Annotated in this window: 27 protein-coding genes; 8 read left to right on the top strand and 19 right to left on the bottom strand. The window is 38.2% G+C overall.

Going from position 1 to position 26,237, the window contains the following annotated elements; translation table 11 throughout:
* Nucleotides 1–70: 70 nt before the first annotated feature.
* The 12 genes from DV428_RS06900 to DV428_RS06845 all read right to left on the bottom strand — a co-directional run bounded on the left by DV428_RS06900 (nt 71) and on the right by DV428_RS06845 (nt 12,757).
* Nucleotides 71–544 (bottom strand): HyaD/HybD family hydrogenase maturation endopeptidase, encoded by a 474-nt coding sequence (locus tag DV428_RS06900; protein WP_114909174.1) that lies wholly within the window; start codon nt 542–544, stop codon nt 71–73.
* Nucleotides 544–2,253: a hydrogenase 2 large subunit gene (gene hybC, locus DV428_RS06895; RefSeq protein WP_114909173.1), complete on the bottom strand. Its 1,710-nt coding sequence runs from the start codon at nt 2,251–2,253 to the stop codon at nt 544–546. Before hybC ends, DV428_RS06900 begins: the two co-directional genes overlap by 1 nt.
* On the bottom strand, nt 2,253–3,479 hold the full coding sequence (hybB, locus tag DV428_RS06890) for a Ni/Fe-hydrogenase cytochrome b subunit (protein WP_005629305.1): 1,227 nt from the start codon (nt 3,477–3,479) through the stop codon (nt 2,253–2,255). The genes hybC and hybB overlap by 1 nt, the downstream gene beginning before the upstream one ends.
* The gene (gene hybA, locus DV428_RS06885; protein WP_005636015.1) at nt 3,472–4,512 is read right to left on the bottom strand and encodes a hydrogenase 2 operon protein HybA; all 1,041 of its coding nucleotides are present in this window, start codon (nt 4,510–4,512) and stop codon (nt 3,472–3,474) included. The genes hybB and hybA overlap by 8 nt, the downstream gene beginning before the upstream one ends.
* 2 nt (nt 4,513–4,514) lie before the next feature.
* Nucleotides 4,515–5,660 carry a hydrogenase 2 small subunit gene (gene hybO / locus DV428_RS06880; protein ID WP_114909172.1) on the bottom strand — a complete coding sequence of 382 codons (1,146 nt, stop codon included), beginning with the start codon at nt 5,658–5,660 and terminating at the stop codon, nt 4,515–4,517.
* A 209-nt stretch (nt 5,661–5,869) separates the two neighbouring features.
* A complete protein-coding gene (gene trpCF / locus DV428_RS06875; RefSeq protein WP_162790795.1) occupies nt 5,870–7,303 on the bottom strand; it encodes a bifunctional indole-3-glycerol-phosphate synthase TrpC/phosphoribosylanthranilate isomerase TrpF in 1,434 nt (477 codons plus the stop codon).
* Nucleotides 7,304–7,359: 56 nt separating this feature from the next.
* Nucleotides 7,360–8,361 carry an anthranilate phosphoribosyltransferase gene (gene trpD / locus DV428_RS06870; protein WP_114909170.1) on the bottom strand — a complete coding sequence of 334 codons (1,002 nt, stop codon included), beginning with the start codon at nt 8,359–8,361 and terminating at the stop codon, nt 7,360–7,362.
* A 52-nt stretch (nt 8,362–8,413) separates the two neighbouring features.
* The gene (locus DV428_RS06865; RefSeq protein ID WP_005636019.1) at nt 8,414–8,800 is read right to left on the bottom strand and encodes a tautomerase family protein; all 387 of its coding nucleotides are present in this window, start codon (nt 8,798–8,800) and stop codon (nt 8,414–8,416) included.
* Between the two features lie 48 nt (nt 8,801–8,848).
* Nucleotides 8,849–9,430 (bottom strand): aminodeoxychorismate/anthranilate synthase component II, encoded by a 582-nt coding sequence (locus tag DV428_RS06860; protein ID WP_114909169.1) that lies wholly within the window; start codon nt 9,428–9,430, stop codon nt 8,849–8,851.
* 12 nt (nt 9,431–9,442) lie between these two features.
* Complete coding sequence (gene trpE / locus DV428_RS06855; protein WP_162790794.1) at nt 9,443–10,993, bottom strand: anthranilate synthase component I; 1,551 nt, start codon at nt 10,991–10,993, stop codon at nt 9,443–9,445.
* A gap of 105 nt (nt 10,994–11,098) precedes the next feature.
* On the bottom strand, nt 11,099–11,863 hold the full coding sequence (locus tag DV428_RS06850) for a glycosyltransferase family 2 protein (protein ID WP_420920774.1): 765 nt from the start codon (nt 11,861–11,863) through the stop codon (nt 11,099–11,101).
* Between the two features lie 411 nt (nt 11,864–12,274).
* The gene (locus tag DV428_RS06845; RefSeq protein ID WP_046949279.1) at nt 12,275–12,757 is read right to left on the bottom strand and encodes a Dps family protein; all 483 of its coding nucleotides are present in this window, start codon (nt 12,755–12,757) and stop codon (nt 12,275–12,277) included.
* A gap of 269 nt (nt 12,758–13,026) precedes the next feature.
* Between DV428_RS06845 and cdd the strand changes: the two genes are divergently transcribed.
* A complete protein-coding gene (gene cdd / locus DV428_RS06840; protein ID WP_114909166.1) occupies nt 13,027–13,905 on the top strand; it encodes a cytidine deaminase in 879 nt (292 codons plus the stop codon).
* 49 nt (nt 13,906–13,954) lie between these two features.
* Here cdd and cmoB read toward each other — a convergent pair whose 3' ends face one another.
* Together cmoB and putP are read right to left on the bottom strand one after the other, a co-directional pair.
* On the bottom strand, nt 13,955–14,920 hold the full coding sequence (cmoB, locus tag DV428_RS06835) for a tRNA 5-methoxyuridine(34)/uridine 5-oxyacetic acid(34) synthase CmoB (RefSeq protein WP_114909165.1): 966 nt from the start codon (nt 14,918–14,920) through the stop codon (nt 13,955–13,957).
* On the bottom strand, nt 14,917–16,431 hold the full coding sequence (gene putP / locus DV428_RS06830; protein WP_114909164.1) for a sodium/proline symporter PutP: 1,515 nt from the start codon (nt 16,429–16,431) through the stop codon (nt 14,917–14,919). The genes cmoB and putP overlap by 4 nt, the downstream gene beginning before the upstream one ends.
* 115 nt (nt 16,432–16,546) lie before the next feature.
* On the opposite strand from putP, the gene rng reads away from it, so the two are divergent.
* The gene (gene rng / locus DV428_RS06825) at nt 16,547–18,022 is read left to right on the top strand and encodes a ribonuclease G (protein ID WP_046950290.1); all 1,476 of its coding nucleotides are present in this window, start codon (nt 16,547–16,549) and stop codon (nt 18,020–18,022) included.
* Nucleotides 18,023–18,089: 67 nt separating this feature from the next.
* On the opposite strand, the gene DV428_RS06820 is transcribed toward rng, so the two are convergent.
* Complete coding sequence (locus DV428_RS06820) at nt 18,090–18,389, bottom strand: hypothetical protein (protein WP_114909163.1); 300 nt, start codon at nt 18,387–18,389, stop codon at nt 18,090–18,092.
* 111 nt (nt 18,390–18,500) lie between these two features.
* On the opposite strand from DV428_RS06820, the gene DV428_RS06815 reads away from it, so the two are divergent.
* A complete protein-coding gene (locus DV428_RS06815) occupies nt 18,501–19,046 on the top strand; it encodes a sigma-70 family RNA polymerase sigma factor (RefSeq protein WP_114909162.1) in 546 nt (181 codons plus the stop codon).
* A 9-nt stretch (nt 19,047–19,055) separates the two neighbouring features.
* Nucleotides 19,056–19,229: a zf-HC2 domain-containing protein gene (locus DV428_RS06810; RefSeq protein WP_114909161.1), complete on the top strand. Its 174-nt coding sequence runs from the start codon at nt 19,056–19,058 to the stop codon at nt 19,227–19,229.
* A 101-nt stretch (nt 19,230–19,330) separates the two neighbouring features.
* Here the strand turns inward: DV428_RS06810 and DV428_RS06805 are convergent, their stop codons facing one another.
* Nucleotides 19,331–20,194, bottom strand: coding sequence for a DMT family transporter (locus DV428_RS06805; RefSeq protein WP_114909160.1), 864 nt, complete (start codon nt 20,192–20,194; stop codon nt 19,331–19,333).
* Nucleotides 20,195–20,369: 175 nt separating this feature from the next.
* On the opposite strand from DV428_RS06805, the gene msrAB reads away from it, so the two are divergent.
* From msrAB to DV428_RS09620, 4 genes are all read left to right on the top strand, one after another.
* Entirely contained in the window at nt 20,370–21,431 is a 1,062-nt protein-coding gene (gene msrAB / locus DV428_RS06800; RefSeq protein WP_114909159.1) for a bifunctional peptide-methionine (S)-S-oxide reductase MsrA/peptide-methionine (R)-S-oxide reductase MsrB, read from the top strand.
* Nucleotides 21,432–21,442: 11 nt separating this feature from the next.
* Nucleotides 21,443–22,084, top strand: coding sequence for a cytochrome c biogenesis protein CcdA (locus DV428_RS06795; protein ID WP_005628783.1), 642 nt, complete (start codon nt 21,443–21,445; stop codon nt 22,082–22,084).
* Nucleotides 22,085–22,125: 41 nt separating this feature from the next.
* Nucleotides 22,126–22,596, top strand: coding sequence for a redoxin domain-containing protein (locus DV428_RS06790; protein WP_114909158.1), 471 nt, complete (start codon nt 22,126–22,128; stop codon nt 22,594–22,596).
* 237 nt (nt 22,597–22,833) lie between these two features.
* The gene (locus DV428_RS09620) at nt 22,834–23,751 is read left to right on the top strand and encodes a LysO family transporter (protein WP_162790793.1); all 918 of its coding nucleotides are present in this window, start codon (nt 22,834–22,836) and stop codon (nt 23,749–23,751) included.
* Nucleotides 23,752–23,818: 67 nt separating this feature from the next.
* Here DV428_RS09620 and DV428_RS06780 read toward each other — a convergent pair whose 3' ends face one another.
* From DV428_RS06780 to moeA, 3 genes are all read right to left on the bottom strand, one after another.
* Nucleotides 23,819–24,142 (bottom strand): HI1450 family dsDNA-mimic protein, encoded by a 324-nt coding sequence (locus tag DV428_RS06780; RefSeq protein ID WP_005641855.1) that lies wholly within the window; start codon nt 24,140–24,142, stop codon nt 23,819–23,821.
* A gap of 64 nt (nt 24,143–24,206) precedes the next feature.
* Nucleotides 24,207–24,938 carry a molybdopterin-synthase adenylyltransferase MoeB gene (moeB, locus tag DV428_RS06775; RefSeq protein WP_114909157.1) on the bottom strand — a complete coding sequence of 244 codons (732 nt, stop codon included), beginning with the start codon at nt 24,936–24,938 and terminating at the stop codon, nt 24,207–24,209.
* Nucleotides 24,939–24,941: 3 nt separating this feature from the next.
* A complete protein-coding gene (moeA, locus tag DV428_RS06770; protein WP_114909156.1) occupies nt 24,942–26,156 on the bottom strand; it encodes a molybdopterin molybdotransferase MoeA in 1,215 nt (404 codons plus the stop codon).
* Between the last annotated feature and the right edge of the window lie 81 nt (nt 26,157–26,237).

The following is a 26,237-nucleotide window of genomic DNA, read 5'->3' as shown; positions in this document are numbered from 1 at the left end:
GGTGAATTTCAACAATTCACGCATACTATAAGAACAAATTATGGTGTGCGTGAAATCTGTTATTTCTCATCTACATTTGAACGTGAAATCCATACTCTTTCAAAACGTTTTCTAATGTTTTAAAAATTTCTGGAAATTGTTTTTGAATTGTTTCACTTAATGTAATCTGCGGCTCAAAAGTTTCTGGTTGAACCCCTATTAAGCATAGGTTTTTAGGGAATTCATCCGTTAATTTTAACGCAGAAAGTACATCGCAAATACCAAGTTGGTGTGGTGAAATTTTACGTGAGAAAAATACTGGCACTTGCTCATCATGAAGCACAATGATTTCTCCTGGCTGTTTATTGGCGAGTATAGCATCAATGATGATGATATGCTCACGATTTGCCATTTCATCCAATAATTCCATGCCGCAAGTGCCACCGTCAACCACGTCAAAGTGTGGTAAAATTTCAGAGCGATTTTCTAGGGCTTGGGCGATTCGTACGCCCACGCCTTCATCGCCGAGTAAAATATTACCAACGCCTAAGATTAATGGCTTCATTAGAGCACCTTCACTTGTGTGACTTCACCATTTTCTGTATTCACAACATGCACTGCGCATGACATGCAAGGGTCGAAAGAGTGGATTGTACGCACAACTTCTAATGGTTTTGTTGGATCTGCTACAGGTGTACCGATGATGGAAAGCTCATAAGGCCCCATTTCATCATTTTGGTTACGAGGGCCTGCATTCCAAGTCGATGGTACAACGGCTTGATAGTTTTCAATTTTGCCATTTTTAACAACAACCCAGTGAGAGAGCATGCCACGAGGTACTTCACCAAAACCAACACCTTTAAACTCACCTGTTTGTGGAATGTCTGTCTTGAGATAAGCAACAGTATCACCAGTACCAATATTATCAACAAGTAGTTTCCATTGTTGTTCAAGAATATTATTTAGCACGCAACAATGTACGGTACGAGCAATAATACGTCCTAAGGTTGAATGTAAATGGTCAACAGATAAGGTATTGCCGCTTAGTTTTTCATACAACCCTTTAATATGGTTAAAGTGATGTAATGTATCTTTATTTTCGTTTGCTAAGTTACACATTAAATAGGCAAGAGGGCCCACTTCAACAACTTTTCCGTAGAAACTTGGCGCTTTAACCCATGAATATTTGCCTTCATCTTGCCAACCAGTATATTTCGGACGTGTTAAACCAGCCCAAGGTTCAAGTGGTTCATCGTCTTCATACCAAGCGTGTTTACCACTTTCTTTAATGCCTTTTACAACAAATTCATCTTTCTGTTGGGTAATTGGACGGAAGGTCGAAATATCGAAGTTTTCAATATAGCCACCTGTTAGAGCAAATTTAGAATTATCACCGTCAATTGGATATTCAGGTACAGAAAGATAGTTACCTGATGTTTTACCAAGATTAAGCCATTCTGGGTAATAAGCTGCAATGATAGCCGCATCAACACGATAAACTTGAGTCACGAAGTCATTTAAACGATCAATACAGGATTTTACAAACATTAAACGTTCTAAGTTTAATACTGATTGAGAGTCTAAGTTGATTGGGTTTGCTACACCACCAATTGCTAAGTTTTGAATGTGCGGTGTTTTTCCGCCGAGTAATGCCACAATACGGTTACAATCACGCTGACATTCAAGTGCTTGTAAATAGTGAGCCACCGCAATTAAGTTTACTTCTGGCGGTAATTTCATGGCAGGGTGACCGAAATAACCATTGGCAAAAATACCAAGCTGACCGCTTTCAACTAAAGATTTAATTTTATTTTGTACATTGCGGAATTCATTTGCACTGTTTAGTCCCCATGTTGAAATACCTTTAAGCATTTCAGCGGCTTTATCTGGATCAGCGTTCAGTGCCGCAGTGATATCCACCCAGTCCATCGCAGAAAGTTGGTAAAAATGAACGATATGGTCGTGCATGCTATGAGCAGAAAGAATCATATTACGGATATATTGTGCATTCACTGGCACTTTGGCACCGAGAGCATCTTCCACTGCACGCACACTTATAATGGCGTGAACGGTTGTACAAACGCCACAAATACGTTGCATAATCATCCAAGCATCACGCGGATCTGAACCTTTCACGATATTTTCCATACCACGCCACATTGTGCCTGATGACCAAGCGTTTGTTACTACGCCATTTTCAATTTCGCAATCGATACGCAAATGGCCTTCAATGCGTGTGATAGGGTCGATTGAGATACGTTTTTTTTCAGTCATTATTCTGCTCCGCTCATTTTTTTACTGAATTGTGCTTTTTCGGCAATAATTTGTTCCGAGTCTTCATGATGTTTTTCTTTCAACACTGGTAAGACAGGGAATAGACGAATTATTAAAATATAGGCGCAAATTTCGATGGAAACGAAACCAATAGAAATTAGTAATTCTTCTGCTGATGGGAAGTAACGATAGCCATTACCAGGATCGTACATAATCATTGAATAATTTAAACGCCATAGGGCTGCGCCGAGTAACATGCTCAAGGCTGAGATAAATAGCCAACGTGAATCAGATTTTTTCTCACCAAGAAATAAAGTGAGTAATGGTAATGTCATTAGCCATACTTCCATCCAAAACATCCAGGCTTCAAATTTACCAAGTTTATCGAATCCGAATACATAATGGAGTTTGTCATGGTAAATCAATTCGCCAAAGCGTACTGCAAGGAAAAGTGCGATTAATCCAGCGGTCACTTTTGCAAGCTGGGTAAAGAGTGAACGTTCATCTGGCGTTTTTCCTGCCAAACCTGCACGCACTAAAGAACCTTCAAAAATGACGATAGAAAAGCCCATAATAAATGCGGTCAGCAAGGATAAGATTGGTAATGCTTCATAGCTTTGCCATACTTGATGAACTTTATGACCTGCGGCGATCATTAATGATCCCATAGATGATTGGTGCATCATTGGCAATAGTGCGCCAAGTGCGATGACAAAGAACATAATTTTGTTGAGCTTATTAAACCATTTTTTCAATCCTAAGAAGCCGAGCCAAACTGGCGCAAATTCAAGGGTGACAACAATGATGTAAATCGTCATACAAAATGCGGTTTCAAATAACACCGAGTTTGTATTGAATTGACCTGGGATGTAGAAGTAAGGCAAGTGCCAGTAACGACCCATATCAATGGTGATGGAAAGACCACCTAATGAATAGCCGAATAAGCTGGCAAGTAATGCGGGACGCACAAGAGGGTGATATTTCCCTTTGTTGAAAATATATACTGTCCAAGCTAATGCCCAACCACCACAGGCAAAACCTGTACCTACAAGTAAGTCAAAGGAAATCCATAAGCCCCAAGGATAACCGCCGTTAAGGGCGGTGACGGAACCGATACCTAAGAACAAACGTTTGATAATTAATAAGATACAAATTACAGCCAAAGGTGCAAAAAAGAGAATACTGGCGGAAACTAATCGGCCGCCCACCGGACGTGGATTACCCATGATGTTCATCCTCCGCTTCTTCCATTTCTTTACGCGCTTGGCGCATTGCTTCTTTTTGCGCTTCAATTCGTTCGCGAATTTTATCGCCGTGCATATTCTTATAAGTCATCATTGTTAAACCAGCTAACGCCACCAGTGGCAATGCCAAACCGCGATACAAGAAGTGTTGTAAATGCGCTGCGCGTGCGCCTGTAGCAATATCATCTAACTCAGGGAAACCTAAATTTTCTTGCGGAACTGCACTTAATACCAATACTTGTGTACCGCCACCTTCTTTTTCACCGTAAATACGATATTGATAGGCTGGCACAGTTGCGCGATAAGTGTCTTTACTGTTTACATGTTGGCGAGGATAGTCATATTCAGTGCCACGTAATAAACTTAAACGACGTTTTGCTTCCGCTAAAAGTTCTTCACGGGTACCAAAAATAATTGCCCCAGTTGGACAAACATGACAACAACCTGGTAATTCACCTTTATCTAAGCGTTCCACACCTTTTTGGTTGCAAAGTTCACATTTGCTGATTTGACCAAATGGATTGTCGTAATCATATTTTGGCACGTCAAACGGGCAGCCCACCATGCAATAACGGCAACCAGTACAAATATCAGGATCGTATTTAACAATACCTGTTTTAGGATCTTTGGTTAAAGCCTGTACTGGACAAACAGAAACGCAGTTTGGATCAACACAGTGCATGCATTGTTTTTTAACATAAGCATAACCGTTTTCTGTTTTATCTTTATTTTTTCCGTCGCCATCACTCCATACTTGAATCACATTGCGTGTGAACGGCGTGAGTTTGTCATTGTTTGCCCAAGTTTGTTCACCTTTGGGATTGACAGGTGTTTTGTTCACTTGCTGACATTCTGCGACACAAGCCTGACAGCCAACGCAAAGTGTGGAGTCATAAAGCATCCCAAGTGCACCAGGAATAGGCGGAAGGTTTTCCACCGCTTCGGCTTTTGCAACGGGCAGACCTGATGTGACAGTTCCCAGCAGACCTGCTTTAAGGAAATTTCGTCTATCCATCTTTAATGTCCTTGATCTTGATTGGCTTGTTTGTCTGCTGCTTTGTTCGCTTTATGTTGTTTGCTCAATTCTTTCAAGGTCATCACGCTGACACCTGCTAAAATGGCTGCAGCACCGCCTAATAAGCCAATCGCCGTCATTGAGGCACCTTCGCCTTCAACATTGTTCACATCGGGTTTTTCCACGCGTGGCGTTGGATTTTCGACGTTCGCTAATTGGAAAATGCCTTTGGTAAAGCCGATACCTTGATCGTTACAGCCATAGCAAGGATGTCCGATACCTACTGGCCAGTTATTACCACCAACATCACAGAATTCTAGTGTCGAGCAGTTGCCGTAAGTTTCGGGCCCTTTACAACCTAAATGATATAAACACCAGCCATGGCGATGACCATAATCGCCAAATTCTTTTGCGAAACGGCCTGCATCAAAGTGCGGTCGGCGATAACAGTTTTCATGGATTAGACGGTCATAAGCAAACAATGGGCGATTTAACTTATCCATTACTGGTAATTTTTTATAAGTGATGATATAGGCAACGGTTGCTAAGAAATTATGTGGGTTAGGAGGGCAACCAGGAATGTTAATAATTGGTGTGCCTTTTGGTAAAACTTCAGAAAGACTGACCGCACCTGTTGGGTTGCCACCGCAAGATGGAACACCGCCCCAAGATGAGCAGGATCCAATTGCAATAATGGCTGCGGCACCTTTTGCGGCTTCACGAATATGTTCCACAATTGGTTTGCCTGCCACCATGCAGTACACACCGCCGTCTTTTATTGGAATGGAACCATCCACCACAAGCACATATTTGCCGTAATAGTTATGGATAGCATTATGTTTATTTTCTTCCGCTTGTTCACCAAATGCAGTAGAAAGTACCTCATGATATTCGAGGGAAATTAAATCTAGCACGAGATTTTCAACAGTTGGGTGGGTTGCACGCAGTAAAGACTCAGTACAGCCAGTACATTCTTGCGCACCAATCCAAAGCACTGGTGGGCGTGCTGGACTGGTCATTGCTGCCGTCATTTCAGCGCCAGCTTTAGAATTTAGCCCCATTGTAGCCGCAAGTGCGGTACATAATTTCATAAAATCTCGGCGAGAAACATCTGCCAACGCAGAAAAAACGCCATCCGGATTATTCATAGTATCACTCCAAAGACACACATTTATTGTGGAAATTGCGCAATGATAAATGTTTTTATCAAAAATAATTTGACTAGAATCAAAAAATGAAGAATTTATAACAGAAGTATGTCCAAATTGTGAACGGAATGTTATTGTATTTGAGAGTTGTTCTTATTTAATTGAAAAAGAACAAAAATAAAGGCTGTAGAACACAGCCTTAGATTGGATTAAGAACAAATTTTTTCAAAAACTAACCGCACTTTTTCTTGATCTTTTACACCCGCAGAGCTTTCCACTCCAGAATTAAGATCCAAGCCTAAGCAGTCTTGCGCAATGGCTTGTTCTACATTATTTGGCGAGATCCCTCCAGCTAAAATAATCTTGTACTTAAGATGTTCAGGAATTAATGACCAATCAAAGGTTTTACCCGTGCCACCTTGTTGGTTAGCTGTTTGGCTATCAAAAATATAACGATCCACATTCAAATCATCGGTAAAATTGACCGCACTTTGGGCTTCAGTATTGACAGAAATCGCTTTCCAGATTTTCGTGTTTTCTGGTAGCTGCTGGCGAAGTGCAGTAATAAATGCTTCAGTTTCTGCACCATGTAATTGCACCGCATAAAGCTGTAACTGGCTGGCTATTTTTACGATAAAGTCAATTTCTTGATTCTGAAAAACACCAACAAATCGAAGTGGCGCAGTGGTTACTAATTCTTGCGCTTGGCGTAAACTCACACAACGTTTTGAATGTTCTGCGAAGATTAATCCGCCGTAAAGTGCGCCGTTTTCGTAAACGATTTTGACATCTTGCGCGTGTGTTAAACCGCATACTTTATTTTCTCCAAAAATCACCGAGCGAACCGCATTATTCAAATCTTGGTTGCCCATTAAGCTGCTCCCAATTAAGAAACCATGCGCCACTTTTTGTAATTGACGAATTTGCTTATGATTGTAAATGCCTGATTCGCTAATAATACGTACATCAGCAGGGATTCGATCGGCGTATTTTTCAGTGAGTTCAACAACACGATTTAAATCCACAGTTAAATCGTGCAAGTTACGATTATTAACACCAATAATTTTTGCACCAAGCGCGAGGGCGCGTTCAAATTCTTCTTCATTGCTGGTTTCAGTCAATATACCCATGCCAAGAGAATGCGCAAGATCTGCCAGCACACGATAGGTTTCATCATTTACCACGGAAAGCATTAATAAAATCGCATCAGCTTGATAGTAGCGTGCAAGATAAACCTGATATTCGCTGATCATAAAATCTTTGCACAATATAGGTTGTGAGACAACGTCACGTACTTGCGGCAAATATTCAAATTTACCTTGGAAGTATTTCTCATCCGTTAGCACAGAAACCGCTGACGCATAATGTTTATACACATTGGCGATTTCGTCTAAATTAAATTCATCACGAATTAATCCTTTAGAAGGGGACGCTTTCTTACATTCTAAAATATAAGCAGGCTTTTGATGTGTGCCTTTAGCCAACGCATCATAAAAAGAGCGGTCAGATTTTTGAATGTTTTCTTTAAATTGTGAAAGCGGAAATTCGGCTTCCTTTGCTTTAACCCATTGTGCTTTGTCTAAGACGATTTTTTGCAGCACTGTAGCAGAGTCAATGGGTTTGGTGAAATTTTGCGTGATCATAATTTTTCTTCTTATTTATTGAGGCTTTATTACGGCGTACCAAATCAGCCTTTATCTTAATATTTTGTTAAATGTTGCAGTGTCTCAAACGCTTTGCCTGATGCAAGGTGAGCCAACACATTTTGAACATTTTGTTTTAAGTCATCATGACCAAATAATTTCAACAATAATGCTACATTTGCGGCTACCACATTAGCATGTTCTGATTTGCCTTTACCTTGTAAAAGTGCGGTCAGATATTGGGCGTTTTCTTGTGGTTCACCACCGCGAAGACTTTCGAGGGATTGCGCTTTTAAGCCAAAATCTTCAGGTGTTAAAGTAAAATATTCAATTTTGCCACTTTTAATTTCTGCCACTTGTGTTTCACCGTGTAATGCGACTTCATCTAAGCCAGAACCATGCACAACAAAGGAATGTTGATGTTCTAAGGCAACCGCAGTTTCAGCATAGGTTTTTACTAATTCAGGTGCATATACGCCAAGTAAATGATAAGTCGGGCGAGCTGGATTGATAAGCGGACCTAAAATATTAAAGATAGTGCGCGTTTTTAAAGCTGCACGGACTGGCGCAACATGGCGGAAGCCAGAATGATATTGTTGAGCAAATAAAAAGCAGACGCCAATTTCATCTAATGCTTGTCGAGCTTGCTCTGGTGTGACATTCACATTCACGCCAAGTGCCGTTAACACATCGCTAGCACCTGATTTACTCGACACGCTACGATTGCCATGTTTTGCCACTTTTGCTCCCATTGATGCTGCTACAATCGCACTAGCAGTGGAAATATTAATGGTGTTTTGCCCATCACCACCTGTTCCCACAATATCCGCAAAAGGATAATCTGGACGTGGAAATGCTTTGGCATTTTGTAATGAGGCGGCAACCGCACCAGTAATTTCCTCTGTATTTGCTCCCCGCACTTTTAAAGCGATAAGCATTGCAGCAATTTGTTCATTGGAAAGTTCACCTTGGATGACGGCATTAAAAAGTGCGGTGCTTTCTGAGGTTGAAAGTGAATGTCCGCTATAAAGTTGTTCTAATAATTGATTGTGTTGCATAGTCTATTCCTGTTTTTCTTTGTATGTGGATTTGTTAATTTTATGTATTTTATTAAACATAAATATCGTAATCTAAATCGCGCGCCTCATCGCCTGTCATACCTCGGAAACCCCAGCAATGTGCAGGTTGTTCTTTAATCGTAATTTCCACATCGTGAGCACGGATGCCAAGTTTGTACTCTAATTCGCTAAATAGCATTTTTATCAAGCGTTTTTTGGTGCCTTCCATACGACCAGCCATCAGGTTAATTTCGATGACCGTGTAATCATCGCTACGGTCAAAAGGGTAGTAAAAATCCTCTTTTTCTAAACACAAAAAGCGAATCGCATGTTTGCCTTTTGGAATATCTAAGCCAAGGTAGAGGCTGTTATAAATGACTTCTGCCAGTTGTTCACGACGTGGTGCGAGTTTGGATTTAAGTCCGAATACGGTGATCATTTTTTCTCCTTTAAAGTGCGGTTAAGAATCACCGCACTTTTTGATGTCTTATCTATTTAACAACCATTCAATTGATTGTTGTAATAATTGCGAACCTTGCACAGTTAAAATACTTTCAGGGTGAAATTGGAATGCGCAAATGGGTAAATCGCGATGACGAATTGCCATGATAATGCCATTATATTCCGCATTGACGATAAATTCTTTTGGTAAATCTTGTCCCATTAAAGAATGATAACGCGCCACTGGCATTGGATTAGTAAGATCTTTAAACATTGCTTCGTTATCATGGGTGATACGAGAAACTTTACCATGCAATACTTCGCCAGCGTGAACAACCTTCCCGCCAAAGGCTTGAATCAATGCTTGATGACCTAAACAAATTCCAATAATCGGTACTTGATTTTTTAAGCGTTCAATCAATGGCAGTAAAATCCCAGCTTCTGATGGTGTTCCTGGCCCTGGAGAAAGTGCAAGAATAGTATCAGGTGTATTGAGTGCGGTTTCTACCAGTTTTTCTAAATCACAATCATTGCGGTAAATTGTGACGTTGTGACCCAATACACGGAATTGATCCACAAGATTGTAAGTAAAGGAATCGAAGTTATCTAAAAATAAAATATTAGCCATAATAATTCTTCCTTATTTTGCTTGTGTATTAACTTGACGAATTGCTTTTAAGACAGCCGCGGCTTTGTGGCGTGTTTCATCGGCTTCCATTTGTGGATCAGAATCCAATACTTCTCCGCAACCTGCCTGTACATGGGCTATGCCATTTTGTACAAAAGCAGAACGGATCACGATACAGGTATCAAAATGTCCATCGGAAGTGAGATAACCCACTGCACCACCGTAACTATGGCGTTTTTGTTGTTCAAATTGATAAATAAGCTGCATTGCTTTGATTTTTGGCGCACCAGTTAATGTTCCCATATTCATACAGGCTTGATAGGCGTGAAGTGCATCTAACTCAGGGCGTAATTTACCCACTACGCGAGAGACCAAATGCATGATGTGAGAATAGCGATCTACCTGCATTAATTCAGCGACTTTACGGGTACCGCTTTGGCAAACTCGAGCGATGTCGTTACGCGCTAAATCAACCAACATTAAATGTTCTGCTTGTTCTTTGTGATCAAGACGAAGTTCTAGTTCTAAACGTGCATCTAATTCAGGATCGATATTGCCATGAGCATCAAAACCACGAGGGCGTGAACCTGCGATGGGGTAAATTTCTAACTGACGATTTTCAGGTTCATATTTCAGCGCACTTTCTGGCGATGCACCAAACAAAATAAAGTCTTCATCATTCATATAGAACATATAAGGGCTTGGATTATTTTGTTTGAGTTGGGCGTAACTGGCTAATGTATTCGGGCAAGCAAGGGAAAAACGGCGAGAAGGTACAATTTGGAAAACATCACCAATGTTAATATGGTGCTTTAAGGCTTTCACAATGCCCGTAAATTCAGGATCGTCAAAGTTTGTTTTAACTTCATCACTTGCTGCTTTAATAGAAAGAACGTTATCAATATTTTTTAGTTTTTGCGCAATAGAAAGCGAGGTTTTCGCAATATTGACTTGTTCTTCTTGTGCAAAACAGAAACTTTTGAGTGTTGCTTGTTGATTTTTATGGTCGATGGTAATGAGATGTTCGGCAAGATAGAAACTGTAATCAGGGCAGGTGATACCATCATGTTGTAATGTAATGCCATCCATTGGAATGAAATTTGCAACGAGATCGTAAGCAAACAATCCGCCTAAGAAAATAGGCGTTTGGCTATGTTGATAAAGAGTAGAAATAACACGCAGTCCGTCAAAAATAGTGGAAGATTGTAATTTACTATCTTCATCGAGTTGATTATCAAGTGGCGAAAATTGTACAGAAAATTCATCATCAAAATTAACCGCACTTACTTTTCCAAGTGCGGTCAATTTTGGATGAATTTCTTTTAAAACTTGTTTTCCATTCTCGTTTAATGCTTTAAATGTCACATTATGACCTAAGCACGTTATTTTAACCGCCGCATTGACTAAGATAAGGCTTTGTAAACTGTTTTTACTCCCGATTTCGGCAGAGTCGAGTAGGAGAGAATTTGAATTGGGTTGGCAAAGTGTATTAAAAATAGCGGTGGTATCAGCATAATAGGGAATGGGTTGAGTTGTCACCGCAATAAAGGCTTGAGTTTGCATATTGATATCCTTTTGGAAACTTTTGTACTATTAAACTAGTGCATTAGAAATAAGTCAAGCCTGAATTAATATTTTTTATGTTTTTTTGATTAAAAATGTTTACTTTTATTCCTTTGCCCAGGGACGACCTCCGTAGTATTCGATATTTTGTTGATTTAGCTCTTTCAATATATCTGATGAAATGAGGTTGATCATTTCATCAGATAAAGTTAGTTGAGGGAACCAGTGATGAACTCCAATCATTTTATCAAAATCAACTGTATATTTTACAGTATATTTTCCAGAAGTTTGTCCCTTTAATTCTAATTGATTTAAAGCTGAGAAAAATTTTTGATCTCCAATAAAAGGCGTGTACCAAGCATGTGCTGTTTTCTGAGCAATTTCACGAGGAATCGCATAACAATTAGTATCAATATGCTTCTTAGTTGTAGTATTAATAAAGCAACCTATCTGTTGAGCATTTTCCATAATAAAGCGAACCGGCACATTCTCTTTAGGTTTCCAGTTACCGAGAGATTCGCAATCATCGCGACATATAAATTGATGATTGGAATCGTAAAAAACGCGCAGTGAATAGGCAAAATCAGCTCCTTGATCAATCACATTCACTAAACTTTCTACATGATCTTCTCGTAACTGATTGTCATCATCCAAGTAACAAATAATATCTTCTTCAACAAGAAAAGCCGCTGTTGCGTTAATGGCTCCGTTAAGAATTCCGTTTTTTCCTGTATTCATTGGTAAGTAAATAGGAATGACATCAGGGAATTGTTCCAATATAGATTTGGCTTTATCCCAGAAAATATTGCCATCGACAAATACATAATGCTTACATGGATAAGTTTGATTTTGCACGCTTTCAATAGCCAACGCTAATTCTGGGCGACCAATTGTTGAAGTCACTACCGCAACTGTTTTACCATTTGGTTGGTTGGTTGGTTGGTTGGTTGGTTGGTTGGTTGGTTGGTTGGTTGGTTGGTTGGTTGGTTGGTTGGTTGGTTCATCAGTATGGATCCCTTTCATTTTTACAATAACCTTTGACTAACACAAAATACACTGAATTTTTTAATTTTAAATGTATGCAACGATAAACATAAATATAAAGTCCGCGGATAATAGCACTTATGAGATTTTTTTCACTTTGTTTTTGTAAATTCAATTTAAAATTTAAAATGAAAAAACCAAGTTCTTAGAAAAGTAGAACTTGGTTCTTAAATACATCTAACTTTGTTAAGTTAGATAGATTACAGGTTAGTTTTCGTTAGAGCTGAAATTTACCCATTAAGCATGGCAAGTTTGGCAAGCTGCTTGGAACATCCATACTAATTTTTCTTGTTCTTTAATGTAGTCACTCATTTGTGATGCGGTACCTTCGTCATCAGCATCGCCTGCAAGAGCTAGAATTTCACGTTGTTGGTCGAGTAATGTTTTTAAACCTTGTAATGTGCCTGATAAACATTCTTGTGCGCCGCTTACTGCGATATCTTCTTTAATACGAGATACTTTTAAGTATTGGCTATATGCGTTATCTGGTGTGTAACCTAAAGTTAAAATACGTTCTGCAACTTCATCAACTTTGGTGATTAAATCTGTGTAGATTTCTTCAAATTTTGCGTGTAATGCAAAGAAATTCACACCTTTAATGTTCCAGTGGTAACCACGTACATTAGTATAGAATACTTGGTAGGTTGCAAGTAATTCGTTAAGTTTATTGGCTAATTCTGCTGATTGAACTTTGTCTAATCCGATAGATGTTTTTGACATAATAATTTCCTTTTTCTAGTTAAATAATTGAGCTAATGCCCTGCCTTTGATATGGGTATTATACGTTTCTAGAATTTGCTGTGAAATTGTTCTATTCAATAAAATTGATAGTCTTTGACTATATGTTAATGAATTGTAATAAATTTAATCTATCAAAATAAGTGATCGAGATCACAGTTATAAGGAATACCTTAGTAAAGGGTCGCGGCTAACAGTAAATTTTGCTTTAATAGGTGCAGTTATAATTTTTAATATTTTAAGGATGTCTTATGCAAGAACTTATTAAGCACGCATTGCCACAAGATGATGCACTCAATCAAGCTATTGTTGATGAAATTCGTTTGCAAAATTGGGCTGGCTTTTTAAATCGTTCCCAGGTGGAGCAGCTTTGTCGTGATTTTGAACTTACTCCACTGAAATTAGCTATGCATTTGTTGCCGATTGCGGCGAGTTATAGTCATACTGCTATTTCTCATTTTAATGTGGGAGCCATTGCTATTGGTGAAAAAGGTGATTTTTATTTTGGTGCGAATCAAGAATTTTCTAATTCAGCCATTCAGCAAACGATTCATGCAGAGCAAAGCGCAATTTCTCATGCATGGTTGCGTAATGAACGTCGTATTTCAGACATGGTGGTTAATTACACGCCGTGCGGGCATTGTCGTCAATTTATGAATGAATTGCATGGCGCTGAAAAAATTTCAATTCATTTACCACATAGCCAAAATAATCCGTTACATTCTTATTTACCAGATGCTTTTGGACCGAAAGATCTCGATATTGCTACTCATCTTTTGGCAGAAGAAAATCATGATTTAGTTGCTGATCATCAAGATGATTTGGTTAATCAAGCTATTTTAGCGGCAAATCAATCTCATTGTCCTTATTCAAATAGTCCGCACGGCATTGCGATTTTATTTAAAAGTGGTGATGTGGTGACAGGACGTTATGCAGAAAACGCTGCGTTTAATCCAAGTTTGCCAGCGTTGCAAACCGCACTTAATTTTGCTTATTTAAATGATAAAAAATTGAGTGATATTGAGCGAATTGTAATGGCTGAAAAAGCCTTAAAACTAAGCCATAAAACGATGGCTGAAACGTTGCTCTCAACATTAACATCGGTGAAATTAGAGTATCATTCATTGTAAGTATGAAAGATTCTTGATAGAAAATAAAAAAGGGAATAATTTCCCTTTTTTATTTGTTTGCTAAAATTACCGCTCTTTTTGGTGCTTGATAACCTTCAATAGTTTTACTGTGATCATTTGGATCTAAGAAGTCAATCAGGCTTTCATTTTCCAACCAATCAGTTTTACGCTGTTCTTCTAATGTAGTTGTCGCAACATCCACACAACGTACGTTGGTAAAGCCAACTTTTTCTAGCCAGTTGATTAGTGCGGCGACAGATGGGATAAAATAAACATTTTTCATTTTTGCATAGCGATCTGCTGGTACGAGCACAGTATTTACATCACCATCCACCACTAGCGTTTCTAATACCAATTCACCACCTTTTACCAATTGATTTTTCAACTGGCTTAAATGATCTAATGGTGATTTACGATGATAGAGTACGCCCATTGAAAATACAGTGTCAAATGCCGCTAATGGTTGCATTTGCTCAATGCCAAGTGGGATAAGATTTGCTCGACGATCATTATTAAGCAGCTTGCGTACTGCTTCAAATTGGCAAAGAAAAAGCTCGGTAGGATCAATCCCAACGACCATTTTTGCGCCTTCGCCTACCATTCTCCACATATGGTAACCGCTGCCACAACCCACATCTAAAATAGTGCGACCTTGCAGCGGTGCTAAATGAGGAAGAACACGCTCCCACTTAAAATCTGAACGCCATTCACAATCTACATGAATGCTGAAAAGATGATAAGGCCCTTTTCGCCATGGCATTAATTGTTTTAAATGATGGATAATTCGTTGTTTTTCACCTTCTGAAAGGGGAAAAGTGCGGTCAGATTTTACCGCACTTTTTAGATCGATTTTGTCAGCATGTAAATCAGGTAGGAAATCAACAATTTTGCTCCATTTCGCATAATCGCCATGAGTTTGAGTTTCCCATTCTTTTAATTGGAGTGGTAAGGTCTCTAACCAGTCTGATAAATTTGTGGTCGCAATTTGTTGATAAAAAGGGCGAAAGTCGATCATTTTGCTTCCTTATAGGCCTTTTCTGCTTTGTCAAAGGTATCTAGAACATTTTGTTCCGGTTTGCTAGACAGCAATGAGACAACAATAATTGCAAGGCTACCGAAAGCAAACCCAGGAATCATTTCATATACTTTGAACCAATCTGTATCAGCTGGAACAACTTCTTTCCATGCAAATACTGTCACTGCGCCTACAAGCATACCCGCCATTGCGCCTGATGATGTCATTCGTTTCCAGAAAAGAGAGAAAAGTACAACTGGGCCAAATGCACTACCAAAACCAGCCCAAGCGAATTCTACTAGTTTTAATACTTTGCTGTTTTCATCTTGTGCGATCCAGATAGCAAGTGCGGCAATAACTAACACCATAATTCTTCCAAGCCATACGAGCTCTTTTTCAGATGCGTTAGGGCGAATAAAACCTTTGTAGAAATCTTCTGTGATTGAGCTAGATGAAATTAACAATTGCGCGCTTAATGTACTCATTACTGCAGCTAAAATAGCTGAAAGTAATATGCCTGCGATCCAAGGATTAAACAAAAGTTTAGCAAGTTCAATAAACACTTGCTCTGGTTCGTTATTGACTGTGCCTGCAATGTTTGGATTGGCAAAGAAATAAGGAATTGCGAAGAAACCAATACCAATTGCACCACCCAAGCAAAGCACCATCCATGTCATACTAATGCGGCGAGCTTTGATAAGTGATTTAACAGAATAAGCCGCCATAAAACGCGCTAAAATATGTGGCTGACCAAAATATCCCAATCCCCAAGCGGCAAGGCTTAATAGACCAAGTGGCGTAGTGGCAGTAAATAAATCTGTAAAATCTTTATTGGCAGCCGCTTCAGCTTGCGCTAATACCGAGGAAAATTGAGCGGTATCACCAATGCTTAATAACACAAAAATAGGTGTTAAAAGCAGCGCAAAAATCATAAGGGTTGCTTGAATGGTATCTGTCCAACTTACTGCTAAAAAACCACCAATAAAAGTATAAAGAATGGTAGCTAATGCTCCATACCAAAGTGCGGTGGAATATTCGACTGAAAATAAATTTTGGAATAATTTTGCACCTGCTACTACACCCGAAGCACAATAAATAGTAAAAAACACTAAAATAATAGTGGCAGAAACAAGTTTTAATAATTTGTGTGATGAACCAAAACGATTGTGAAAATATTCTGGCAGCGTGAGGGCATTATTATTTAATTCTGTATAAACACGCAAACGACCAGCCACTAAAAACCAGTTAAAATAAGCCCCGATAGTTAAACCAATAGCAATCCAGCCTTCAACTAAGCCTGATAAATAGACCGCACCTGGTAAGCCCATTAAAAGCCAACCTGACATATCTGAAGCACCAGCTGACATTGCGGTCACAAAACTACCTAAACGACGTCCACCAAGAATGTAATCTGATAAATTATTCGTGTAATAATAGGCGAGTACGCCAATCAGCAACATCCCGAAAATATAAATAGTAAAAGTAACAAGAGTTGGGTCGAATCCAAACATTTTATAAGTCCAAAATGGGTTGAAAATTTCAGAAAGGGTGCATTTTACCTTATTTCGGGCTATTATTCTATTTAGACTAAATATTTGATGAAATTTAAGAAATTAGGAATATAAAATGGATGCTGTAGAGTTATTGATGAACGTAACGCCTAACGAAACACGCATTGCGCTAGTAGAAACAGGAATGTTGCGCGAAGTGCATATTGAACGCCAAGCCAAACGAGGAATTGTCGGAAATATTTATAAAGGTCGTGTAACTCGAGTGCTACCGGGAATGCAGTCTGCTTTTGTTGATATTGGTTTGGAAAAAGCGGCTTTTTTACACGCTGCTGATATTGTATCCCACACGGAATGTGTAGATGAAAATGAACAAAAGCAATTTAAAGTTAAGAGCATTTCAGAATTAGTACGCGAAGGGCAGGATATTGTTGTACAAGTGGTAAAAGATCCCCTAGGTACAAAAGGCGCACGTTTAACAACAGACATCACATTGCCATCGCGTCATCTTGTTTTTATGCCAGAAAATAGCCACGTAGGCGTTTCACAACGCATTGAAAGCGAAGAGGAACGTGCCCGTTTAAAAGCATTAGTTGAACCTTTTTGTGATGAACTCGGCGGTTTCATTATTCGCACCGCAACAGAAGGGGCAAGCGAAGAAGAATTACGTCAAGATGCTGAATTTTTAAAACGCTTATGGCGTAAAGTCTTAGAGCGTAAATCTAAATATCCAACCAAATCAAAAATTTACGGTGAACCAGCGCTTCCACAACGTATTTTGCGTGATTTTATCGGCACGAACTTAGAAAAAATTCGTATCGACTCTAAGCTTTGCTTTGGCGAAGTGAAAGAGTTTACCGATGAATTTATGCCTGAACTAAGCGATAAACTTGTTCTTTATTCTGGCAATCAACCTATCTTTGATGTGTATGGGGTTGAAAATGCGATCCAAACAGCGCTAGATAAACGTGTTAATCTTAAATCGGGCGGCTATTTAATTATTGAGCAAACGGAAGCAATGACTACTATTGATATTAATACCGGCGCATTTGTGGGGCATCGTAATCTAGAAGAAACCATCTTCAATACTAATATTGAAGCGACAAAAGCTATCGCGCAGCAATTACAACTACGTAATCTGGGTGGCATAATCATTATTGATTTTATTGATATGCAAACAGATGAACATCGCAATCGAGTGCTAGAATCTTTATGTGATGCGCTTTCTAAAGATCGTGTGAAAACCAATGTGAATGGCTTTACGCAATTAGGTCTTGTGGAAATGACCCGTAAAAGAACCCGAGAAAGCCTTGAGCATGTGCTATGTGATGAATGCCCAACTTGCCATGGACGTGGTCGGGTGAAAACGGTTGAGACAGTTTGCTACGAAATTATGCGTGAAATTATTCGGGTGTATCATTTATTCAGTAGTGAACAATTTGTTGTTTATGCCTCGCCAGCGGTTTCCGAATATCTTATTAACGAAGAATCTCACGGTTTGCTACCAGAAGTGGAAATGTTTATTGGCAAACGAGTAAAAGTAAAAACAGAACAGTTTTATAACCAAGAACAGTTTGATGTGGTGGTGATGTAAACTCTATTTCAATAAAGTGCGGTGAAAAATTTGTGAGATTTTTTACCGCACTTTTACAGACTGTTCTTTACATTTTTTCTTTTGTCATTTTCATTTTTTTATTTGATTTCATCTTTTTATCAGATTTCATTTTCATATCAGATTTCATGCCCATTTCATCAGACTTCATCATATTGTCGGATTTCATCATGTGGTCAGAGTGCATTTTCATATCATCTGATTCCATCATTTTTTTCATTGGGGTATTCATCATCGGTTCTGATTTCATTGGCATGGCATCAGATTTCATTTCTTCTGCATAAACGGTTGTTACACCAAATAACATAGCCATACCTAAGATTGCACTTTTGAATGTAATATTTTTCATTTTAAATTTCCTTGTTTAAGTGGTAAAAATAGTATTGAAAGAAATAGTTTCTTTCATGCTATTAGACGAAAAACTCTTTCATTTCTTACAAAAAATTTTAAAGGAATTAAAATGAATGCTATTTCTGATATGGAGCTCCAACAAATTCGTACGCAGATGCTGAAATTTGCAATGTTACAGTTGCACCATGCCGATCTTGCTGAGGATTTAGTACAAGAAGCATTTTTAAGTGCATTTAACAATCTCGCGAATTTTAAACATCAAGCTGCTTTTAAAACTTGGGTTTTTGCCATTCTAAAAAATAAAATTATTGATTATCTTCGCCAGAAAGGACGCTTTGTATTAGAAAGTGAGATTGAAGATGAACAGTCAACTAATACATTTTTTGATGATACAGGGCATTGGAATATAGAATATTATCCGAGCGAATTACAGGGCGAAGAGGAAACAGTGTATTCTGATGAGTTTTGGTTGATTTTTGAAACTTGCCTGACTTGTTTACCCGCTAAACATGCCAAAATTTTTATGATGAGAGAGTTTTTAGAACTGTCATCGGATGAAATTTGTCAAGAAACTCAGCTTACTACATCCAACTTGCATACCACACTTTATCGAGCTCGTTTGCAGTTGCAAAATTGTTTATCAAAAAAACTTTAGGAGAAAATTATGCGTTGTCGCCAAGCCACTCGAATGATTTCTGATTCTCATGAGCGACCATTAGAACTGCAAGAAAAAATGGGTTTAAAAATGCATTTGTTAACTTGCCCTCATTGCCGTCGTTTTCAACGAAATTGCAAAACCTTAAGTATGATGATGAAGAAATTTAAAGATTCACATTAGGAATTTTGACAGTGTGAAAAACACCGTTACTTTTCACCGCACTTTATTGAGCCAGCTATAACCTAATCGTACTGAATTTAATATTCTTATAAATAAAGTGTTTATTTCTTCATTTTTGCCAATAAACTTACCGCTCCCACAATTACAACTGCGCCGAACCAAAAATAGAGGTTAGGCGTATGATGCCAAAAGAGCCAGTCGAAAACGCTAGAGAAAATGACACCAGTGAAAGCAAAAGGAGTAATAACGTTGGCTGGTGCATATCTAAAAGCACGAGTGAGCAATAATTGGAAAATCAATCCAAATCCGCCCACTAATAGCAATAAACCAAGCTCATATAAATTAGGAATTTTCCATTGGTTAATAAAGAAGATTGGTAGCATGAGCGTGCCAATCAGATGAAAATAAAATACGATATTTTTTGGTGTGTTGTGTTTGTTTAATTCTTGTAAGCCAATAAATGCCATTCCTGCCAATACAGCACCAGATAACCCAATCAGCACATAAATAGGATCAACATTGCCATTGTGATTGGTGAGTAAAATAATGGAAACGCCAAGAAAACCGATTAAGCTACACAAAAGTACATTAAGCGGTGTTTTTTGATGGAAAAAGAGCAATAAAATCGGGATAAATAGGGCAGAGGTATTCATCAATAAGACAGCGATGGAAAGCGGTAAGAACTTCACAACATAAAAGTTAATCAACATGCTCGATACACCCGCGGCATTCCGCAGGATTAAAAATTTCCATTGACGGGTATCTACTTTAAAATCGCGATCTTTAATCACGAAAGGTAGTAAGAAAAACAAGCCGATTAAAAAGCGAGAAAATAAGGTTTCACTGGCAGGGATTGTTTGAGAAGCGGTTTTGACAAATACATTCATCAAGGTAATGGAAAAGTACGCTGATACCATAAAACTAATCGCTTTGTGATAAAGCGAAGGAGTGGAATATGATTGCATATAGATTTTTTACCTTAGAAAAGAGGGAGAAATAGTGTGTTTTAGCTCTTTATTATTGGTTATAACAATGGATTTTAGTCAATTTCTTTAAAAATTTTACAAAAATCTGTAAGAAATCGAATTATCCGCCGTCTAACCTTATGTAACGTTAATTTTCACATCATAAGGAAAAACAATGAAACTATCAAAAACATTTCTATTTATTACCGCACTTTGCTGTGCAACACCAACTTTAGCAATACAAAATTCAACATCATCATCTGGAGAACAAAAAATGGCAATGGAAAATACGCAAAATATTCGTGAAATTTATCTTGCTGGTGGCTGTTTCTGGGGTATGGAAGCATATATGGAGCGTATTCACGGCGTGAAAGATGCGATTTCTGGCTATGCTAATGGTAATACGGAGAAAACTAGTTATCAGATGATTGGCGTAACTGATCACGCAGAAACCGTAAAAGTCACTTACGATGCAAATCAAATTTCCCTCGATAAATTATTGCAATATTATTTTAAAGTGATTGATCCAACGAGTGTAAACAAACAAGGTAACGATCGTGGTAGACAATATCGCACAGGGATTTATTATCAAGATGGGGCAGATAAAGCGGTGATCGAACAAGCACTCGCCCAGCTTCAAACCAAATATAAAAAAACAGTGCAAATTGAGGTGCAGCCGCTTAAAAATTACATCATAGCGGAAGAATATCATCAGGATTATTTGAAGAAAAATCCAAATGGTTATTGCCATATTGATATTACCAAAGCAGATGAACCTGTGATTGACGAAAAAGATTATCCGAAACCGAGTGATGCAGAACTCAAAGCGAAATTAACGCCGTTGCAATATTCCGTTACTCAAAATAAACATACTGAACGCTCTTTCAGTAACGAATATTGGGATAATTTCCAACCCGGTATTTATGTTGATGTCACCACAGGCGAGCCTGTTTTCTCTTCAAATGATAAATTTGAATCAGGTTGTGGCTGGCCGAGTTTTACGAAACCGATCATTAAAGATGTAGTGCATTATGAAACTGACAACAGCTTCAATATGAAACGTACCGAAGTGTTAAGCCGTGCGGGCAATGCTCATTTAGGTCACGTATTTGATGACGGCCCGAAAGATAAAGGCGGTTTGCGTTATTGCATTAACAGTGCATCAATTAAATTTATTCCGTTAGCTGAAATGGAAAAGGCAGGATACGGATATTTGATTCAATCCATTAAAAAATAAGGAGGTGTAGGATGTTAGATCAACAACTCCTTATTGGAACTGTATTTTTAGCGGGGCTTGCTTCTTTTCTTTCGCCTTGTATTTTCCCGATTATCCCAATTTATTTTGGTATTTTGAGTAAAGGCGGTAAAAAAGTCCTGAATACTTTTTTATTTATTTTAGGGCTTTCCCTTACATTTGTCAGTTTAGGCTTTAGTTTTGGCTTTTTAGGGAATATTTTATTTAGTAACACCACCCGCATTATCGCTGGCGTTATCGTGATTATTTTGGGTATTCATCAACTTGGCATTTTCAAAATTGGCTTATTGGAACGCACGAAATTGGTGGAAATTAAAACATCAGGAAAATCAACCGCACTTGAGGCATTTGTGCTTGGTTTAACGTTTAGTCTTGGTTGGACGCCTTGTATTGGCCCGATTCTGGCTTCCGTGTTAGCTTTATCAGGCGATGAAGGCTCTGCACTTTACGGTGCATCAATGATGTTTGTTTATGTCCTTGGTTTGGCAACTCCCTTTGTTTTATTCTCGTTTTTCTCTGATAGCTTGCTAAAACGAGCCAAAGGGTTAAATAAACACTTAGACAAATTTAAAATCGGTGGCGGAATTTTAATTATCGTGATGGGCATTTTATTGATTACGAATAATTTTTCGTAAAACATAATCTCAACAAAAGAAATTTATAAAAGGAAAAAGCAATGAAAAAACTACTATCAATATTTCTAATGGCATTAAGCCTGAACGCTTTTGCACAAACTAATTTGGCGGATGTGCAACTCAAAGATTTAAACAATCAGCCAGTTACTTTAAGCCAATATAAAGGCAAACCTGTGTATGTAAAAATGTGGGCATCTTGGTGTCCAATTTGTTTGGCAGGATTAGCTGAAATTGATGATTTAAGTGCGGAAAAAGATCGCAACTTTGAAGTGATTACCATTGTTTCGCCCGATCACAAAGGCGAAAAAGACACCGCTGATTTTATTGAATGGTACAAAGGATTGGAATATAAAAATATCACGGTGCTTTTAGATGAAAAAGGCGAAATTATAGACAAAGCAAGAGTGCGTGGCTATCCGTTTAATCTCTTTTTAGATAGCGATTTAAACCTGAAAAAAACCGTACCGGGACATTTGGGTGCAGAACAAATTCGAGCGTTTGCTGAAAAATAACGATGACAAGCGGCTTATTTTTAAGCCGCTTTTTATATTCCATTTTTACAGAGTAAAGAGACAAAGTATCTAAGATTGGCGTTTGTACATTGAGCATTTGGTAGATTGATAAAAAATATATATTATAAGCAGTATGATTTTATTGCTTGTATAAGTAATTTTTATTTTTACTGTAATATTTATTCAAATTATCTTTAAAAATTAAATAAAGTGCAGTGATCTACAAAAAGGAAAACAATGGAAGAAATTATTAACGGATTGCTTATCGTGCTTGTGCCGATGATGTTGGGTTATTTAGTCAAAATACAGAATCAAAATGCCTTGGCATTCATTAATAAAATTGTGATGTTATTGCTTTACGTCATTTTATTTATGATGGGGTTTATGCTAGGGCAATTAGAGCATTTAGAACAAAAATTGCCAATTATTGGTATGACAGCTTTAGGGCTGTCCGCTATTATTATGACTTGTAATATCATAGGCTTGGCTATTTATGACCGCACTTTGCCTAAGCCTGTTAATTATTTACAGGGAGAATTGCCATCTCGTTGGCGTTCGTTAATAGACTCAATTAAATTATTAAGTGCGGTGATTATCGGCATTGTTTTAGGTTGGTTATGCAATGATTGGTTGCATTTCCCACATGGTTCCAATCTTTACGTGCTTATTGCTTTGATCTTTTTGGTTGGGATTCAGCTTCGCAATAATGGAATTTCCTTGAAAGAAGTCTTGCTAAATAAGCAAGGTTTAATGATGGGGGCGATTTTTACCTTAAGTTCTTTAGTTGGTGGCGTTATTTCAGCATTTTTTCTAAGTATGCCGATTACTCAAGGTTTAGCCTTTTCATCGGGATTCGGTTGGTATTCTTTATCAAGTGTTGTGCTGACAAATGCTTGGGGGCCGATGCAGGGTAGTATTGCCTTTTTCAATGATTTATCGCGTGAAATTTTGAGTTTATTTTTAATTCCACTGTTTATGCAACATTATCGCTCTACAGCTATTGGGATTACAGGCGCAACGGCATTAGATTGTACATTGCCTATTATTCAAAAATCAGGTGGAATTGAAGTAACGCCTATCGCCATTTCTTTTGGTATGGTGACAAATTTATTACCACCGCTGTTATTAGTCTTTTTCTCGAGTTTTCCAATTTAATAGCGCGTTAATTTTAAGAGAAAAGAAAAAGGGAAATCAGATGATTTCCCTTATTTTTAGGTTATCGTTACTTTTTCCAAATAACGTGAAATTCGCGATCTTCTTCTCGGTGAGAAATTAAGAATTTAGCAAAGACATCATCCATTTCATCTTGCTCATTGACTAAGCCCACCCACACTTCAGCGTATTCTTCTGGGTCAATTAGTACACCAATTTCTTCTTCCCAATTATCGGCGGTTTCAACAAATTCCACACCACCGCGTTCTTCAAATTGTAAATTGAATAAAAGAATATCAGCAGGATCTAAATTTTCTCCAGCCATTTCTAAGAAAATATCGTAAGCAATATCAATGGCTGTATCGGGATCAAGTTTTTTAATTTCTGTTGTCATAGTGTTTTGTTGTAAAGGTTATGGTTAATAAAAGTACGGTTAAATTTTTCTCTTTTTAAGCGTTTTATTCCATATTGGTTGGAAGTTTAATTTCTCGGATATTCATCGAAAAACCATCAATCATCAATAATCGGCCACATAAATTCTTACCGATTTTTAACCGCACTTTAATTGCTTCTAAGGCCTGAATCGAGCCCACAATGCCGACGATTGGTGCAAGCACGCCAGCTTCCACACAGCTTAATACATTTTGTCCGAATAATTTGCTGAGATCACGATAAGTAGGCGTATTCGGTTCATAAGTGAAAACGGAAACCTGACCTTCCATTCGAATTGCAGCACCTGAAATCAGAGGAATTTTTGCATGATTACATTGGCGATCCAATTGATTACGGATTTCTACATTGTCTGTACAATCTAAAACAATATCAAAGTGCGGAATGATTTCTACGAGTTTTTCTTCGTCTAACTTCGCATTAATCGTCTCGATGTTTATATGTGGATTGATTTGTTCGAGTGCAATTTTAGCTGACGCTACTTTGGGCATATTCAAGCGTGCATCACAGTGCAAGACTTGGCGTTGAAGATTCGAAAGCGAAACTGTATCGAAATCCAACAGCGTTAAATTTCCAACACCTGCTGCTGCGAGATATTGGCTGGCTGCACAGCCTAAGCCGCCAAGCCCAACGATCAGCATTTTGCTTGCTTTAAGTTTTTCTTGCCCATCAAAATCTACGCTTTTAAGAATAATTTGACGGTTATAACGCAATTCTTCTTCGTGACTAAGTTCGATCATTTTTTATCCTAATAAATGATTGAAAGGCTCAATCGTCACCGTTTCACCGGCAGAGACATTGCTACGTTCTTGTTCTAACACGATAAAACAATTGCTTTTTACAAAAGTGCTAAAGAGATGAGATCCTTGGAACCCCACTGATTGCACTTCAATTTGACCTTGTTCATTGATGTGATAAAAGCCTCGTTGGAAATCTAAACGGCCAGGTGCTTTTTTCAAATTCGTTGTGGCAATAGCTGAAAAGTGCGGTGGTTTTTTCCATTGTGTTTGGCCTTGTAGTTTCGCAATAAGTGGCTGAACAAGTTGATAAAATGTCACTAATGCTGAAACGGGATTACCGGGTAAACCACAGAACCAAGCATTTTCTAATTTACCAAAAGCGAATGGTTTGCCCGGTTTGATTGCAATTTTCCAGAAATTTACTTGGCCTACTTTTTCTAATACTGCTTTAGTAAAATCCGCTTCACCAACGGAAACACCGCCACTGGTAATCACTAAATCGGCTTGGCTTTGTGCGGCAATAAATGCCTTTTCAAATTCAGCTTCATTATCAGGCAATAGTCCTAAATCAATGACTTCACAGTTTAGTTTTTCTAGCAGTAATTTTACGGTGAAACGATTAGTGTCATAGATTTGTCCGCTTTGTAATGGCTTGCCGACTTCGACAAGTTCATCGCCAGTTGAGAGTACGCCGACTTTTAATTGGCGATAGCATTTTACTTCTGCAATGCCTAGAGAGGCTAATAATGGCAAGGAAACTGGGGTGAGTGGTGCGCCTTGTTCTAGTACTACATCGCCTTTCTTTACATCTTCACCAATACGACGAATGTTTTGATTTGGTTTAGGCAATTCACTAAAAGTGACGGTTCCGTCTTCATTGAGTGTCACTTGCTCTTGCATTATCACTGCATCTGCGCCTTCAGGAATCATCGCGCCAGTCATAATTCTGACCGCACTTTTTGATGGCCATTCCCCTTGGAATGGATTACCTGCAAAAGATTTCCCTGCTACCGAAAGTGTTAAAGATTGTTGTAAATCAGATAAACGTACAGCATAGCCATCCATTGCTGAATTATCGAAAGAGGGAACATTAATAGGTGAAATAACATTTTCTGCACAAATTCGATTGGCAGCTTCTTGTAAATTTAGGTATTCAGTTTGAGTCGGGAAGGGAATCTGTTCGAGCATTTTCGAGCGAGCTTGATCCAATGTAAGCATAGAAAATCCTTATTTGATAAAATTTGTCAGCTATTCTATATCTAAAGCCTAATTCATTCAAATTTGCAATTTTTCTCATTT

It is taken from the genome of Haemophilus haemolyticus, assembly GCF_003352385.1.
Classification (GTDB): Bacteria; Pseudomonadota; Gammaproteobacteria; order Enterobacterales; family Pasteurellaceae; genus Haemophilus; species Haemophilus haemolyticus_I.
The sequence above is the reverse complement of the archived record's forward strand: the minus strand, read 5'-3'. Positions and strand labels throughout refer to the sequence as shown.